13 protein-coding genes are annotated in these 16,130 nt (G+C 66.2%); 11 read left to right on the plus strand and 2 right to left on the minus strand.

The genetic code is table 11. The features are described from left to right. Positions 1–56: 56 nt before the first annotated feature. Complete coding sequence (locus EJC49_RS00495; protein ID WP_126697490.1) at positions 57–938, minus strand: LysR family transcriptional regulator; 882 nt, start codon at positions 936–938, stop codon at positions 57–59. Between the two features lie 175 nt (positions 939–1,113). Here EJC49_RS00495 and EJC49_RS00500 point away from each other — a divergent pair, with 175 nt between their 5' ends. Together EJC49_RS00500 and EJC49_RS00505 are read left to right on the plus strand one after the other, a co-directional pair. Next, positions 1,114–2,610 carry a CoA-acylating methylmalonate-semialdehyde dehydrogenase gene (locus EJC49_RS00500; RefSeq protein ID WP_126697491.1) on the plus strand — a complete coding sequence of 499 codons (1,497 nt, stop codon included), beginning with the start codon at positions 1,114–1,116 and terminating at the stop codon, positions 2,608–2,610. A 359-nt stretch (positions 2,611–2,969) separates the two neighbouring features. After that, on the plus strand, positions 2,970–3,365 hold the full coding sequence (locus EJC49_RS00505) for a hypothetical protein (protein ID WP_126697492.1): 396 nt from the start codon (positions 2,970–2,972) through the stop codon (positions 3,363–3,365). 7 nt (positions 3,366–3,372) lie between these two features. Here the strand turns inward: EJC49_RS00505 and EJC49_RS00510 are convergent, their stop codons facing one another. Continuing rightward, complete coding sequence (locus EJC49_RS00510; RefSeq protein ID WP_126697493.1) at positions 3,373–4,029, minus strand: GntR family transcriptional regulator; 657 nt, start codon at positions 4,027–4,029, stop codon at positions 3,373–3,375. A 111-nt stretch (positions 4,030–4,140) separates the two neighbouring features. Between EJC49_RS00510 and EJC49_RS00515 the strand changes: the two genes are divergently transcribed. The 9 genes from EJC49_RS00515 (at position 4,141) to pyc (ending at position 16,115) form a co-directional block, all read left to right on the plus strand. Continuing rightward, complete coding sequence (locus EJC49_RS00515) at positions 4,141–5,403, plus strand: NAD(P)/FAD-dependent oxidoreductase (RefSeq protein WP_126697494.1); 1,263 nt, start codon at positions 4,141–4,143, stop codon at positions 5,401–5,403. 37 nt (positions 5,404–5,440) lie between these two features. Continuing rightward, complete coding sequence (locus tag EJC49_RS00520) at positions 5,441–6,442, plus strand: 4-hydroxyproline epimerase (RefSeq protein WP_126697495.1); 1,002 nt, start codon at positions 5,441–5,443, stop codon at positions 6,440–6,442. A gap of 289 nt (positions 6,443–6,731) precedes the next feature. Next, positions 6,732–7,661 carry an ABC transporter permease subunit gene (locus EJC49_RS00525; protein ID WP_126697496.1) on the plus strand — a complete coding sequence of 310 codons (930 nt, stop codon included), beginning with the start codon at positions 6,732–6,734 and terminating at the stop codon, positions 7,659–7,661. Further along, entirely contained in the window at positions 7,661–9,112 is a 1,452-nt protein-coding gene (gene livM / locus EJC49_RS00530; RefSeq protein WP_126697497.1) for a high-affinity branched-chain amino acid ABC transporter permease LivM, read from the plus strand. Before EJC49_RS00525 ends, livM begins: the two co-directional genes overlap by 1 nt. Positions 9,113–9,153: 41 nt before the next feature. Continuing rightward, positions 9,154–10,122 carry an ABC transporter ATP-binding protein gene (locus tag EJC49_RS00535; RefSeq protein ID WP_245453201.1) on the plus strand — a complete coding sequence of 323 codons (969 nt, stop codon included), beginning with the start codon at positions 9,154–9,156 and terminating at the stop codon, positions 10,120–10,122. Beyond that, positions 10,119–10,850, plus strand: coding sequence for an ABC transporter ATP-binding protein (locus EJC49_RS00540; protein ID WP_126697499.1), 732 nt, complete (start codon positions 10,119–10,121; stop codon positions 10,848–10,850). The genes EJC49_RS00535 and EJC49_RS00540 overlap by 4 nt, the downstream gene beginning before the upstream one ends. Positions 10,851–10,852: 2 nt before the next feature. Continuing rightward, a complete protein-coding gene (locus EJC49_RS00545; protein ID WP_126697500.1) occupies positions 10,853–11,203 on the plus strand; it encodes a DUF6867 family protein in 351 nt (116 codons plus the stop codon). A gap of 182 nt (positions 11,204–11,385) precedes the next feature. Then, positions 11,386–12,486, plus strand: a complete 1,101-nt coding sequence (locus EJC49_RS00550) for a branched-chain amino acid ABC transporter substrate-binding protein (RefSeq protein ID WP_126697501.1) — start codon at positions 11,386–11,388, stop codon at positions 12,484–12,486. A gap of 167 nt (positions 12,487–12,653) precedes the next feature. Continuing rightward, entirely contained in the window at positions 12,654–16,115 is a 3,462-nt protein-coding gene (pyc, locus tag EJC49_RS00555; protein ID WP_126697502.1) for a pyruvate carboxylase, read from the plus strand. The last annotated feature ends 15 nt before the right edge of the window (positions 16,116–16,130 follow it).

A 16,130-nucleotide genomic window follows, 5' to 3' on the forward strand; every position in this document is an offset into this window, starting at 1 on the left:
GATCGATCCTGCGCGGTTTCGCTGAATTTTGCCTTAATGCCGTAACGGCAGGCGTTTCAGGCGAATTGTCCGCGGGCTTTCTCGACTTCGCCGCTGATGAAGGACGCGACCGCCTGGACCCGCCGCAGCGGCCGCACCGTCTCGTGATAGACCAGCCAGTAGGCGCGGCGGATCGGCGGCGAGCACGGCACCGGCACAAGTTCCGGATGCATGCGCGCGATGAATGTGTGCAGGATGCCGATGCCGGCCCCGGCGCGCACGGCTTCGGTCTGGCCGAGCGCCGAGGAGATCTGGAACCGCGCCGCCCAGCCCGGGTCGAATTCGGCGGCATAGTCGAGGCTTGGGCTGATCGTCAGGTCGCCGACATAGCCGACGAGCCGGTGCCGGCCCAGTTCGGATGGATCGGCGGGCAAGCCGTGCTCCTCGGCATAGGCGCGCGATGCATAGAGCCCCAACGAATAGTCGACGAGCTTCGACGCCACCAGCCGACCCTCGGTCGGCCGCTCGACGGTGATGGCGATGTCGGCCTCGCGGCGCGACAGCGAGAAGGAGCGGGGCACCGGCACGAGCTGAATGGACAGGTCGCGATGCCGCGCGGTGAGACCGCCGAGCCGCTGCGCCAGGAACACCGTCCCGAATCCGTCGGGAGCGCCGATCCGCACGATGCCCGACACCGCATCATCCTCGTCCGCAAGGTCGGCGCGCGCGGCGATCATGTCCGCTTCCATGCGCTCCGCCACCGCCAGGAAGCGTTCACCGGCCTGCGTGAGTTCGCTGCCGGTGGTCAGCCGCCGGAAAAGCTTCGTCCGGAGGCTGTCTTCCAGCGCGGCGACCCGGCGCGACACCGTCGCGTGGTTGAGCTCGAGCCGCCGGGCCGCGCCGAGAATTTGTCCCGCCCGCGCAACCGCGAGAAAGATGCGCACGTCGTCCCAGTTCATGCCGGTCCGCCTCCTCTTGCGAAGCAGAGCATTTGCGCCGATTAAAGTCCACCGCCCTTCGAGTGCCGTTTTCCGCACAACAGGTGCTTTGCCCTTCGCATTGCTTTCGCGGTCGCGACGCGGGACAATGGCGATCAGAAAACCCCGCAAATCCGTATTTCCAGGGAGTGAAACCATGCAGGTCGTAGGGCACTATATCGGCGGCAAGCACGTAGCCAGCACCAGCGGGCGCGAGCAGGACATCATGCAGCCCATGGACGGCACGGTGCGCGGGCGCGTCGCGCTCGGCTCCAAGGCCGAGTTGCGCCAGGCGGTCGAGAACGCCAAGGCGGCGCAACCGGCCTGGGGCGCCATGAACCCGCAGCGCCGCGTGCGCGTGCTGATGAAGTTCCTCGAACTCGTCCAGAACGAATACGACTCGCTGGCCGAACTGCTCGCCCGCGAGCACGGCAAGACCATCGCCGACGCCAAGGGCGACATCCAGCGCGGCCTGGAGGTGATCGAGGTCTGCATCGGCGCCCCGCACATGATGAAGGGCGAGTTCACCGACGCGGCCGGCCCCGGCATCGACGTCTACTCAATGCGCCAGCCGCTCGGCGTCGTCGCCGGCATCACGCCGTTCAACTTCCCGGCGATGATTCCGCTGTGGAAGATCGGCCCGGCCATCGCCTGCGGCAACGCCTTCATCCTGAAACCGTCGGAGCGCGATCCGGGCGTGCCGATGCGCATCGCCGAACTCTTCCTCGAGGCAGGCCTGCCGGCCGGCATCCTCAACGTCGTCAACGGCGACAAGGAGGTGGTCGACGCCATCCTCGACGATCCCGACATCAAGGCAGTCGGCTTCGTCGGCTCGACCCCGATCGCGCAGTACCTCTATTCGCGCGCGGCGGCGACCGGCAAGCGCGCCCAGTGCTTCGGCGGCGCCAAGAACCACATGATCATCATGCCCGACGCCGACATGGACCAGACCGTCGACGCCCTAATCGGCGCCGGCTACGGCTCGGCCGGCGAGCGCTGCATGGCGATCTCCGTCGCCGTGCCCGTCGGCAAGGAGACCGCCGACCGCCTGATCGAGCGGCTGATCCCGCGCGTAGAGAGCCTGAAGGTCGGCCCCTCGACCGACAGTTCCGCCGATTTCGGCCCGCTGGTCACGCAGCAGGCGCTCGACCGCGTCAAGGGCTACGTCGATCTCGGCATCGAGGAAGGCGCCAAGCTCGTCGTCGACGGCCGCGGCTTCAAGATGCAGGGCTACGAGAACGGCTACTACATGGGCGGCTGTCTCTTCGACGACGTGAAGCCCGAGATGCGCATCTACAAGGAGGAGATCTTCGGCCCCGTGCTGTCGGTCGTCCGTGCCGCCACCTACGAGGACGCTCTGAAGCTGCCGAACGAGCACGAATACGGCAACGGCGTCGCGATCTTCACCCGCGACGGCGACGCCGCCCGCGACTTCGCCTCTCGCGTCCAGGTCGGCATGGTCGGCATCAACGTGCCGATCCCGGTGCCGATCGCCTACTACACCTTCGGCGGCTGGAAGGGCTCGGCCTTCGGCGACCTGAACCAGCACGGCCCCGACGCCTTCCGCTTCTACACCAAGACCAAGACCGTCACCTCGCGCTGGCCCTCCGGCGTCAAGGACGGCGCGGAATTCGTCATCCCCACGATGAAGTAACCAGCCTATCCCGATACTCGATGAGGAGGGGCGCGACCCGGTCGCGCCCCTCGATCATGTCCGACCGTGCGGCAGACCCTCGCTGACCCCTCGATGGCAGCGCATGTCGCCGGCGCCATTCCGCACGCAAGCCAACGTGCTTTCCCCTCCAGTGCCGCACCAGGCAAGGTTCCGTTGCGCCGCGTCATGATTTCGTGAACGATTCGATGGAACGCAGGGCCGTCTCCGTGACTTAACGGTTCAAATCGTTACTTGACCGCTGAGATCGCTACCTCGGCGAATGGAATCAGACCAATCGCAACCGCGCCGGCAAGGCGCCGCGACGCTGCGCGCATGCGCAGCGACAGGAGACCTGTACCATGAAGCATCTTCCCGCCGCCGCCGCGTTCACCGCCATCATCGCCGTCAGCGCCGTGGCCATCGCCGCACAGGACAACGCACGTCCCGACACCGCGCCGCTCCCGGAGCGTTTCGCCTATTCCGAGCCGGCTTCGGTGTCCCAGCCCTCCGGCCCGACCGCCAGTCTCAATCTGTGCGGCGAGCGCGAGCAGATGGTGCAGGACCTCGACCGCGAGTTCCGCGAGCAGCCGCTGGCCTCGGGCCTCGTCGACCAGGACGCCGTTATGGAGATCTTCGTGTCGCCCGGCGGAACCTGGACGATCCTCGCCACGGGAACCGATGGTCTGTCCTGCGTCATGGCCGTGGGCGAAGGCTTCGATGCCGCGCCGCCGCGCATCACCGGCGTCGGCGCCTGATCCCCGTCTATCGCCGCCCGGCTGCCTCGGCGTGGCTTCTGAGCAGCGCCATCAGGCGCGCGGCCTGCCGCGCGGCGCCTTCGTCATCGCCGTCGAGCACCGCCCGGATGATCGCGACATGGTGTTCGGCCGCGACCGCCAGGCCGGTATCGGCCTTGTAGCGGAACCAGAAACGGCGGCTGTGCGTCTGGAGCGGTGCGGCGAGGCGGGCTGCGAACGCATTGTCGGCCGCCAGCGCCATCGCCTCGTCGAGGCTCTTGTCCGCCTCCATGAAGGCGATGACGTTGCCGCTGACGACCGCGCGCTGCATGGCGCTCGCCGCCTGCGCAAACTGCCCCCCCGCTTCGTGGGTCGCATGTCTGGCAGCCGCCCGGGCCATGGCGACCTCAACCCCGTGGCGTGCTTCCACGACGCGCAGCCAGTCGCCGGGACGGAGCGGCGCGATGGCGATGCCGGCGCGTGGACGCACCTCCAGAAGTCCTTCCCACGCCAGCCGCTGGATCGCTTCGCGCACCGGGGTGCGGCCCAGTTGCAGCCGTTCGATCAGCGCGCCTTCCGTCGTCGTCGATCCCGGAGCGAGATCGAGGATGACGATCATGCGTTCCAGCGCGCGATACGCCCGGGCCGCAGCCGGTTGCTGGGCAAGATCGCCGCTCTGGTGCATGCCCCTGCAATCCTTCCTGGTTCCTCTCGGCCGGCTCGCTGGGGCGTTTGACGCCGCCGCGGCAGCCAGATATATCAGTGATATATCAAGCCGCGATCGAGTGCAAAACACATGGACGAGAATGGCCCCGACGGAAGGCCGCAAGGCACGCTGATCGTCGGAGCCGGCATCATCGGCATCTGCGCCGCGATCCGCCTCGCCCAACGGGGCGCGTCCGTCACCGTCGTCGACCGAACCGGCGTGTGCGAGGAGACGAGTTCCGGCAACGCAGCCGCCTTCGCCTTCTCCGACGTCCTGCCACTGGCCCAGAAGGGCATGATTCGCAACCTGCCGAAATGGCTGGCCGACCCGCTCGGACCCCTGTCGATCCCGCCATCCTACATGCCGCGCCTCGCCCCCTGGCTGTTCCGCTTCTGGCGCGCCGGCCGGGCGGCGGTCTACGAGCCGGCGCTCGCGGCGCAGGCCGGCCTGATGACGCTTTCCGAGTCCGAATGGATGGCGCTGATGGACGCGAGCGGCACCCGCGCGATGCTGCGCGAGAATGGTTCGCTGGAGCTCTACGAGAGCGACGCGGAATTCAATGCCAGCCTGCCGGGCTGGGCGGCGCGCGAGCGCTTCGGCATCGACTTCCGCCACGTCGAGGGGGCGGAACTGGCCGCGCTGCAGCCGGGCCTGTCGGCACAGTTCGTCAAGGGCACCTTCGTCCCGGGCTGGAAGACGGTGGCCGATCCGAAGCTGCTCGGCAAGGCCTTGTGGGCGCATGCCGAGCGCCTCGGCGTCCGCTTCCGCCAGGACAGCGTGACCGGCGTCGAAGCCGGCCCGAACGGCGCGCGCGCGACGATGGCCGACGGCACGGCCGTCGCTGCCTCCAGGCTGGTGATCGCGACGGGCGCCTGGTCGCACCGCCTCGCCCGCCAGCTCGGCGACCACATCCCGCTCGAGACCGAACGTGGCTACAACACCACCCTGCCGCCTGGCGCCTTCGACGTCCGGCGCCAGCTGATCTTCTCGGGCCACGGCTTCGTGGTCACGCCGCTCGAGACCGGCTTGCGCATAGGCGGCGCGGTGGAGCTGGCGGGCCTCGACGCGCCGCCGAACTACGCCCGATCGAAGGCCATGCTCGAAAAGGCCAAACGCTTCCTCCCCGGCCTGCAGGCCGACGGCGGGCGCGAATGGATGGGGTATCGCCCCTCGCTGCCCGATTCGCTGCCCGTCATCGGCCGTGCGTCGCGCAGCGCGAGCGTCTTCTACGCCTTCGGACACGGCCATCTCGGCCTCACCCAGGCCGCGGCCACCGCGCGCTTGATCGCCGACCTGGTTTCGGGCAAGCCGTCGGCGATCGACCTCTCTCCGTTCAGCCCGACACGGTTCTGAGCCGAGCCCGCAACCGCACCCCTTCGCGAGTCCCCTCATGGCGCGCCATTCCTTCCACTGCATCGACGGCCACACCTGCGGCAACCCGGTCCGCCTCGTCGCGGGCGGCGGCCCCCTGCTCGACGGATCGACGATGATGGAGCGGCGGGCGCACTTCCTCGCCGAGTTCGACTGGATCCGCACGGGCCTGATGTTCGAACCGCGCGGCCACGACATGATGTCGGGGTCGATCCTCTACCCGCCGACCCGCGAGGACTGCGATGTCGGCATCCTGTTCATCGAGACGTCTGGCTGCCTGCCGATGTGCGGCCACGGCACGATCGGCACGGTGACGATGGCGGTCGAGCACGGCCTCGTGCGGCCGAAGACGCCGGGCGTTCTGCGCCTCGACACGCCGGCGGGCCTCGTCGTGGCGGAGTATCGCCAGGTTGGCGAGTATGTGGAGGAAGTCCGCATCACCAACGTCCCGTCCTTCCTGCATTCTGAGGGCCTGACGGTCGAGTGCCCCGACCTCGGCACCCTGACCGTGGACGTCGCCTATGGCGGGAATTTCTACGCCATCGTCGAGCCGCAGACAAACTTCCGCGACATGGCCGATTACACCGCCGGCCAGTTGATCGGCTGGAGCCCGGTGCTGCGCAGGCGGCTCAACGAGGCCTACACCTTCGAACATCCGGAGAACCCGTCGATCCAAGGCCTGTCGCACATTCTCTGGACGGGCAAGCCGACCGTCGACGGCGCCCATGCCCGCAATGCCGTCTTCTACGGCGACAAGGCGATCGACCGGTCTCCCTGCGGCACGGGCACGTCGGCCCGCATGGCGCAACTGCACGCCAAGGGGCGTCTGAAGGCCGGCGACGACTTCGTCCATGAATCGATCATCGGTTCGTTGTTCAAGGGCCGGGTGGAGCGAGAGCTCGACCTGGCTGGCCGCAAGGCCATCATCCCCTCGGTCGGCGGGTGGGCCCGCATGACCGGCTACAACACGATCTTCATCGACGACCGCGACCCCTTCGCGCATGGATTCGTGGTCGCATAGGGCCAGCATCGCCCTGTCTTACGGTCGCCACATTCCAGCGGCGGCCCGCAAGGTTATTCGACACTTGCGTGCGTTTTTCGAAGAAATCTCTGATTTTCGTGCCTTGGAAAGCGTTTTAGGCAAGGACATTGCGATAGGCCAGTGATAGGTTCCGCGATGGTCCAGCCTGACGGATGGTAAGTGCAGACGGGTTATTTTCCCGTTGCAATCGCGTTTCGACGGGCTACGACTAGGGGAACATCAACGAGGTGCGGGCCACGCAGCACGCGCCAGGGGAGCCAGAGAGACGATGGAGTATTTCGTCCAGCAGCTTATCAACGGGCTGACGCTGGGGTCGATCTATGGCCTGATCGCGATCGGATACACGATGGTGTACGGCATCATCGGCATGATCAATTTCGCCCATGGCGACATCTTCATGATCGGCTCGTTCATCGCGCTGGCGACGTTCCTGATCCTCACGACCGTCTTCGGCTTCGTCTTCCTGCCGGTCGTGCTGCTGATCGTGCTCATCGTGGCGATGCTGTTCACCTCCGCCTGGGGCTGGACGGTCGAGCGGCTGGCCTACCGGCCGTTGCGCGGCTCTTTCCGGCTGGCGCCGCTCATCACCGCCATCGGCATGTCGATCGTGCTGCAGAACTTCGTCCAGGTGACGCAGGGCGCCCGAAACAAGCCCATTCCGCCGCAGATCCAGGGCGGCATCACCATCATGGAAGGCATGACCGAGAACGGGCGGATCGCCGTCCAGCTCTCCTACATGCAGATGATCATCATCGCCACGACCGTGCTTTTGATGATCGGCTTCACGCTGCTGATCACGAAGACGCCGCTCGGCCGCGCCCAGCGCGCCTGCGAGCAGGACCGCAAGATGGCCGCGCTGCTGGGCGTCAACGTCGACCGCACCATCTCGCTGACCTTCGTGATGGGTGCGGCGCTGGCCTCGGTGGCCGGCCTGATGTTCCTGCTGCTCTACGGCGTCATCGACTTCTACATCGGCTTCCTCGCTGGCGTCAAAGCCTTCACTGCCGCGGTTCTGGGCGGCATCGGATCGCTTCCCGGCGCGATGCTCGGCGGGCTGCTGATCGGGCTGATCGAAGTCTTCTGGTCGGGTTACTTCACCATCGAATACAAGGACGTCGCGGCCTTTTCGATCCTCGCCATCGTCCTGATCTTCATGCCCTCCGGGCTGCTCGGCAAGCCCGAAGTGGAGAAGGTCTGATGGCCGCTGGAACGCCCACTGCGCCAACCGCGTCGAACCGTCCGCAAGGCGCGCAGCGCGCCCTGGAGGAACGGGGCGACATGCCCCCGGCCGCCGATCACCGCACCTCGATGGCCGGCTCGCTGCGCGACGCCGCCACGGCCGCATTCCTCGTCTTCGTGCTCGGCTTCTTCTTCCTCGGCGTCCGCTCCGACATCGCGCCCGGCGGCCTGACGCTGACCTTCCGCTGGGGTCTGCTGGCCATCGCCGTGGCGATCGTCTTCGGCGCCCGGCTGCTCCTCAACATCTTCGTGTTCCGCACCGCCAGGCCGCTGACGCAGAGGATGGGCGGCGCCATTTCCGCGCAGGGTCGCGCCTTTCCGAACCTGGGAAAATGGCTCGGCCGCGCACTGTTTGCCTTCGCCGTCATCCTGCCTTTCTTCTTCACCTATTTCTTCCCCGGCCGGGAGCGCCAGTACATCGACCTCGCCATCCTGATCATGACCTACATCATGCTCGGCTGGGGTCTGAACATCGTGGTCGGTCTCGCCGGCCTGCTCGATCTCGGCTATGTCGCCTTCTACGCGGTCGGCGCCTACTCCTTCGCCCTGCTGGCGCAGCATTTCGAATTCATCGGTTTCTGGACCGCCCTGCCGCTCGCCGGCCTGCTGGCGGCCTTCTGGGGCATCATTCTAGGCTTCCCGGTGCTGCGTCTTCGCGGCGACTACCTCGCCATCGTGACCCTCGCCTTCGGCGAGATCATACGCGTGGTCCTTCTCAACTGGTATGAGTTCACCGGCGGTCCCGACGGCATCTCCGGCATCCCCAAGCCGACCTTCTTCGGGCTGGAATTCGTGCGCGGTGAAGGCGGGTTTGCCGACTTCTTCGGCATCCCCTTCCACAACATCCACCGGTTCATCTATCTCTACTACATCATCTTCATCCTCGCGATCATCACCAACCTGGTGACCCTGCGGCTGCGCAAGATGCCGGTGGGTCGCGCCTGGGAAGCGCTGCGCGAGGACGAGATCGCCTGCCGTTCGCTGGGCATCAACACCACCAACACGAAGCTCACCGCCTTCGCTCTCGGCGCCATGTTCGGCGGTTTCGCGGGCTCCTTCTTCGCCACGAGGCAGGGCTTCATCTCACCGGAGAGCTTCACCTTCCTGGAGTCTGCAATCATCCTGGCGATCGTCGTGCTTGGCGGTCTGGGATCGCAGATCGGCGTCGTCATCTCCTCGATCGTGATGATCGGCGGCATCGAACTGCTGCGCAATCTCGGTTTCCTCTCCCAGATTTTCGGACCGAACTTCGAGCCGACCCAGTACCGAATGCTGATTTTCGGCATCGCCATGGTGCTGATCATGGTGTGGAAGCCGCGGGGTCTCGTCTCGACACGCGAACCGACAGCGGTCCTGAAGGAAAAGAAGCGCATTGGCGCCGACATGGTCGCACAGGGTGAAGGTCACTGATGGTCTCCGCAAGCCAGAGCGCTGCACCGGCAGCCGCGCCCATGACGGGCGAACAGAGAAAATGGGACATCGATCCGGTCCTGACCGTGGAGCATCTGACCATGCGCTTCGGCGGCCTGGTCGCGGTCAATGACCTGTCCTTCAACGTCGGCCGCGGCGACATCACCGCGCTGATCGGCCCCAACGGCGCCGGCAAGACCACGGTCTTCAACTGCGTCACCGGCTTCTACAAGCCGACCGAGGGCCGCACCGTGATGCGCCATGGCGCTGGCCTGTTGCAGGACATGGTGGACGAGGTGACCGCGGGCGGGCTGCGCTCCATTCGCGATGGTGACAAGGCCGTGTTCCTGCTCGAACGCATGCCGGACTTCGAGATTTCGCAGTTCGCGCGGGTGGCGCGAACGTTCCAGAACATCCGCCTGTTCGGCGGCATGACCGTCCTGGAAAACCTGATGGTGGCCCAGCACAACACGCTGATGACCGCCTCGATCTACACGATCGGCGGCCTCATCGGCCTGCCCGGCTACCGGGTGGCGGAGAAGGCGGCCAAGGAGAAAGCCGTCTACTGGCTGGAGCGGACGCGGCTCATCGAGCGCGCCGACGACCCGGCCGCCGACCTGCCCTATGGCGACCAGCGTCGCCTCGAGATCGCACGCGCGATGTGCACCGAACCGCACCTCCTGTGTCTCGACGAGCCCGCCGCGGGCCTCAACCCGCGCGAATCGGCCGAGCTCAATGAGCTGCTCCAGTTCATTCGCGCCGAGCATGCCACCTCGATCCTCCTGATCGAGCATGACATGGGCGTGGTCATGGAGATTTCCGACCATGTCGTGGTGCTCGACTATGGCGTGAAGATCGCCGACGGGGACGCCATCCAGGTGAAGAACGACCCCAAGGTCATTGCCGCCTATCTCGGCGTCGACGACGAGGCCGAGATAGACATCCCCGAGGTCAGGAAGGACCTCGAGGAGGTCGAGCAGGCCGCCTCCGACGAGGGGAGCGCGTCATGAACGAGCGCCAGCCACTCCTCAGCGTCCGCAAGGTCGAAACCTACTACGGCAAGATCGTCGCGCTGCGCGGCGTCGACGTCGACGTCTATCCGGGCGAGATCGTGACGCTGATCGGCGCCAACGGCGCCGGCAAGTCGACCCTGATGATGACGATCTGCGGCAGTCCGCAGGCCAGGGCGGGCCAGATCCTGTATGACGGCGAGGACATCACCGCGACGCCCACCCACGAGATCATGCGCAAGGGCATCGCGCAATCGCCGGAGGGTCGTCGCATCTTCCCGCGAATGACCGTGATGGAAAACCTGCAGATGGGCGCCTCGCTCGTCGCCGCAGAGCATTTCGACGGCGACCTGAAGCGCATCTTCGAGCTGTTCCCGCGATTGAAGGAGCGCTCCAGCCAGCGCGGCGGCACGCTTTCGGGCGGCGAGCAGCAGATGCTGGCCATTGCGCGCGCCCTGATGAGCCGCCCGAAGCTTCTGCTTCTCGACGAGCCGTCGCTCGGCCTCGCGCCCCTCATCGTCAAGCAGATCTTCGAGGTCATCAAGGAACTCAACCGCACCGATGGCCTGACGGTTTTCCTCGTCGAGCAGAACGCCTTCCATGCGCTGAAGCTCGCCCATCGCGGCTATGTCATGGTCAACGGCAACATCACCATGAGCGGCACGGGCGCCGAGCTTCTCAAGCGGGAGGAAGTGCGCGCCGCCTACCTGGAAGGCGGGAGGCACTGAGCATGGAAAACGAACTGGCCCTTCTCTGGGAAGTCAGCGCGACCGAATTCGTCTTCGTCACCCTCATCCTCGCCGGTGGCGCGGCCTTCATGACCGGGCGCGCGGCCGCCCGGGGCTGGATGCCGAAATGGCAGCTCGTCGTCTACATGGTGCTGCTGGCGGCGGCCACGCGCTTCATCCATTTCGCGCTGTTTTCGGGCTCGCTTCTGTCGCTCTACTACTATGCCATCGACCTGATCGCGCTGCTCGCCATCGGCTTCGTCGGCATGCGCATCACGCGGGCGAAACAGATGGCGACGCAGTATCGCTTTGCCTACGACCGCAGCGGCCCCTTCAACTGGAAGCGCCGCTGAACCATCAATTGTAACATGGTCTCGCGACCATTTACGAAGTTCGACTGAAAGCCTTTATTTCGCAATGAAAGTGGGCTTTTATGTCGTCAAGCGGGTCAGGGAACGCCCGCACAAGCCGGACCGGGGAGCCAGAACACCATCGCCGCCGGCTGCTGCATTATCAGGTGTTAAAGGGAGTTATCATGAAGAAGGCACTCTTGGCTGGGGTCGCGATGACCTTCGCTATGTCGACGGCCGCCTACGCTGACATCCTCATCGCGACCGCGGGTCCGATGACGGGTCAGTACGCGTCCTTCGGCGCGCAGATGAAGGCCGGCGCCGAACAGGCCGTCGAGGACATCAATGCCGCCGGCGGCGTCAACGGCGAAATGCTCAAGCTCGTGATCGGCGACGATGCCTGCGATCCGAAGCAGGCCGTGGCGGTCGCCAACCAGATGGCCGGCGACGGCGTCGTGTTCATGGCCGGTCACTTCTGCTCGGGCTCGTCGATCCCGGCATCGCAGGTCTATTCCGAGGAAGGCATCGTTCAGATCTCGCCCGCCTCGACCAACCCGAAGTTCACCGACGAGCGTCCGGGCCCGGGCGTCATGCGCGTGTGCGGTCGCGACGACCAGCAGGGCGACGTGGCGGGCAAGTTCCTCGTCGACAATTACGGCGACAAGAAAGTGGCCTTCGTCCACGACAAGACCGCCTATGGCAAGGGTCTCGCCGACGCCACCATGGCGGCCTACGAGGCGGCTGGCGGCAAGCCGGCGATGTATGAAGCCTACACCGCCGGCGAAAAGGACTACACGGCGCTCGTCTCCAAGCTGAAGTCCGAAGGCGTGGGCGTTCTCTACGTCGGCGGCTACCACACCGAGGCCGGCCTGATGGCGCGGCAGATGAAGGAGCAGGGGATGGACACCGTGCTCGTCTCCGGCGACGCGCTCGTCACCGACGAGTACTGGGCGATCACCGGCGATGCCGGCGAAGGCACGCTGATGACCTTCTCGCCGGACCCGCGCAAGAACCCGGATGCCGCGCCGCTGGTCGAGAAGTTCCGCGCCAAGGGCGTCGAGCCGGAAGGCTACGTGCTCTACACCTACGCGGCGATCCAGGCCTGGGCGCAGGCTGCCACGACGGCCGGCTCGGTCGAGTTCGACGCGGTGGTCAAGGCGCTCGACGAAGGCACGTTCAACACCGTGCTCGGCTCGCTCGACTTCGACGACAAGGGCGACGTGACCCTGCCGGGCTACGTCTTCTACGAGTGGAAGGACGGCAAGTACGATTATCTCGTCCAGTAATGGACGACTGACGTCTGCACGGAAGGCCCTGGCGCGGCAACGCGCCGGGGCCTTTTTTTACATGCACGGCAGGTGCTCGAAGCTACGACCGAAAATGTTTGCACTGCAGCATTTTCAAGCTCATCATAAAAACCGCCGCCCACCCCTTCCACTTCCGGAGCCGGACCTTGCCGATTTCCAAGATCCTCGTCGCCAACCGTTCCGAAATCGCGATCCGCATTTTCCGCGCCGCCAACGAACTGGATATCCGGACAGTCGCCATCTGGGCCGAGGAAGACAAGTATTCCCTGCACCGCTTCAAGGCCGACGAGTCCTACCCGATCGGGCGCGGCCCGCATCTGGCGAAGGACATGGGGCCGATCGAGAGCTACCTGTCGATCGAGGAGGTGATCCGCGTCGCCAAGCTCTCGGGGGCGGATGCCATCCATCCCGGCTACGGCCTGTTGTCGGAAAGCCCCGAATTCGCCGAGGCATGCGCCGAAGCCGGCATCGTCTTCATCGGCCCGACGCCGGATACGATGCGCCGGCTCGGCAACAAGGTCGCCGCTCGCAACCTCGCCATCGAGGTCGGCGTGCCGGTGGTGCCGGCCACCGAGCCGCTGCCCGACGACATGGAAACGGTGCGCCGCATGGCTGCCGAGATCGGCTATCCGGTCATGCTGAAGGCCTCCTGGGGCGGTGGCGGTCGCGGCATGCGCGCCATCCGTGCCGAGGCCGACCTGGCCCGCGAGGTGGTGGAAGCCAAGCGCGAGGCCAAGGCCGCCTTCGGCAAGGACGAGGTCTATCTCGAAAAACTCGTGGAACGCGCCCGCCACGTCGAGGTGCAGGTGCTGGGCGACACGCATGGCAATGTCGTCCATCTCTTCGAGCGCGACTGCTCCATTCAGCGCCGCAACCAGAAGGTCGTCGAACGCGCGCCCGCGCCCTATCTGGACGATGCGCGGCGCGAAGAACTGTGCGGCCATGCCCTGAAGATCGCCCGCGCGACAGACTATGTCGGCGCCGGCACCGTCGAGTTCCTGATGGATGCCGACACCGGCAAGTTCTACTTCATCGAGGTGAACCCCCGCATCCAGGTCGAGCACACCGTCACCGAGCAGGTGACCGGCATCGACATCGTCAAGGCGCAGATCCACATCCTCGACGGCCACGCGATCGGCACCCCAGAATCCGGCGTGCCACCGCAGGAGAAGATCTGGCTGAACGGCCACGCCCTGCAATGCCGTATCACGACCGAGGATCCGGAGCAGAACTTCATCCCCGACTATGGCCGCATCACCGCCTATCGCGGCGCGACCGGCTTTGGCATTCGCCTCGACGGCGGCACGGCCTATTCCGGCGCGGTCATCACGCGCTTCTACGATCCGTTGCTGGAAAAGGTGACCGCCTGGGCGCCGTCCCCGCAGGAGGCGATCGCCCGCATGGACCGCGCGCTGCGCGAGTTCCGCATCCGCGGGGTGGCGACCAACCTGACCTTCCTCGAGGCGATCATCGGGCACCCGAAGTTCCGCGACAACAGCTACACGACCCGCTTCATCGACACGACGCCGGAACTCTTCACCCAGGTGAAGCGGCGCGACCGCGCGACCAAGTTGCTCAACTATCTCGCCGACGTGACCGTCAACGGCCATCCGGAAGCGCGCGGGCGCCCAAAGCCGAAGGCCGATGCGGCCGCACCCGTGGTTCCCTTCGTCGGCGGCGATGTTCCCGACGGGACGAAGCAGCGCCTCGACGCCCTCGGGCCGGTGAAGTTCGCCGAATGGATGCGTGAGCAGCCGCAGGTTCTCCTGACCGACACGACGATGCGCGACGGCCATCAGTCGCTGCTGGCGACCCGCATGCGCACGCACGACATCGCTCGCGTCGCCGGCGCGTATGCCCGCGCCCTGCCGCAACTCCTGTCGCTCGAATGCTGGGGCGGCGCGACGTTCGACGTGGCCATGCGCTTTCTGACCGAAGACCCGTGGGAGCGGCTTTCGCTGGTTCGCAAGGGCGCGCCCAACCTGCTGCTGCAGATGCTGCTGCGCGGCGCAAACGGCGTCGGCTACACCAACTATCCCGACAATGTGGTGAAGCACTTCGTCAGCCAGGCGGCCGCCGGCGGCATCGATCTCTTCCGCGTCTTCGACTGTCTGAACTGGGTCGAGAACATGCGGGTCGCGATGGACGCGGTGATCGGGGAGGGCAAGCTCTGCGAGGCGGCGATCTGTTACACCGGCGACATCCTCGACCCGGCCCGCGCCAAGTACGACTTGAAGTACTACGTCGCCCTGGCGAGGGAGCTCGAGGCGGCCGGCGCCCACATCATCGCGCTCAAGGACATGGCCGGCCTCCTGAAGCCCGCTGCCGCGCGCGTGTTGTTCAAGGCCTTGCGCGAGGAGACGGCGCTGCCGATCCACTTCCACACACACGACACGTCCGGCATCGCGGCCGCCACCGTCCTCGCGGCGGTCGAGAGCGGTGTGGATGCCGTCGACGCGGCGATGGACGCGTTGTCCGGCAACACTTCGCAGCCCTGCCTTGGCTCGATCGTGGAGGCCCTGAAGGGCACCGACAGGGACCCGGGCCTCGACCCGGCCTGGATCCGCAGGATTTCCTTCTACTGGGAGGCGGTTCGCAACCAGTATGCCGCCTTCGAGAGCGACCTGAAGGGGCCGGCCTCCGAGGTCTATCTGCACGAGATGCCGGGCGGACAGTTCACCAACCTGAAGGAACAGGCCCGTTCCCTCGGGCTCGAGACGCGTTGGCACGAGGTGGCGCAGGCCTATCACGACGTGAACCTGATGTTCGGCGACATCGTCAAGGTGACCCCCTCGTCGAAGGTCGTCGGCGATATGGCGCTGATGATGGTGAGCCAGGACCTGGGCGTGGCGGACGTCGAGAATCCGGCGCGCGACATCGCCTTCCCGGACTCGGTCGTCTCCATGCTGCGGGGCGACCTCGGCCAGCCGCCGGCGGGGTGGCCAGACGCGCTTCAGAAGAAGGCGCTGAAGGGCGAGGCGCCGATCACCGTGCGGCCAGGGTCGTTGCTGGCACCTGCCGATCTTGCCGCAATTCGCAAGGAGGTCGAGGCCAGGATCGGCCGGGAGATCGACGAGTTCGAGTTCGCTTCCTCGCTGATGTACCCGAAGGTCTTCGCCGACTTTGCCGCCGCGCAGGAGGCCTACGGGCCCGTGAGCGTGCTGCCGACCCCGACCTATTTCTACGGCATGGCGCCGGAGGACGAGATCTTCATCGACATCGAGCGCGGCAAAACGCTGGTGGTCCGCTGCCTGGCCGTCGGCGAGCCCGACGAGCAAGGCATGGTGACCGTCTTCTTCGAGCTCAACGGCCAGCCGCGCCGCGTCAAGGTGCCCGACCGTGCGCATGGGGCGGGAGGCGGCAAGGTGCGCCGCAAGGCGGAACTGGGCAACGAAACCCATGTCGGCGCGCCGATGCCCGGCGTGGTGTCGACGCTGGCGGTCGCAGCGGGCCAGGCGGTCATGGCCGGCGACGTGCTGTTGTCGATCGAGGCCATGAAGATGGAGACCGCCCTGCACGCCGAGCGAGATGGCACGGTCGCCGAAGTGCTGGTGCATGCGGGCGACCAGATCGACGCCAAGGACTTGCTGATCGTCTACGCCGGCTGAACGAAAAAGGGCCGC

This window comes from Aquibium carbonis (assembly GCF_003970795.1).
Taxonomy (GTDB): Bacteria; Pseudomonadota; Alphaproteobacteria; order Rhizobiales; family Rhizobiaceae; genus Aquibium; species Aquibium carbonis.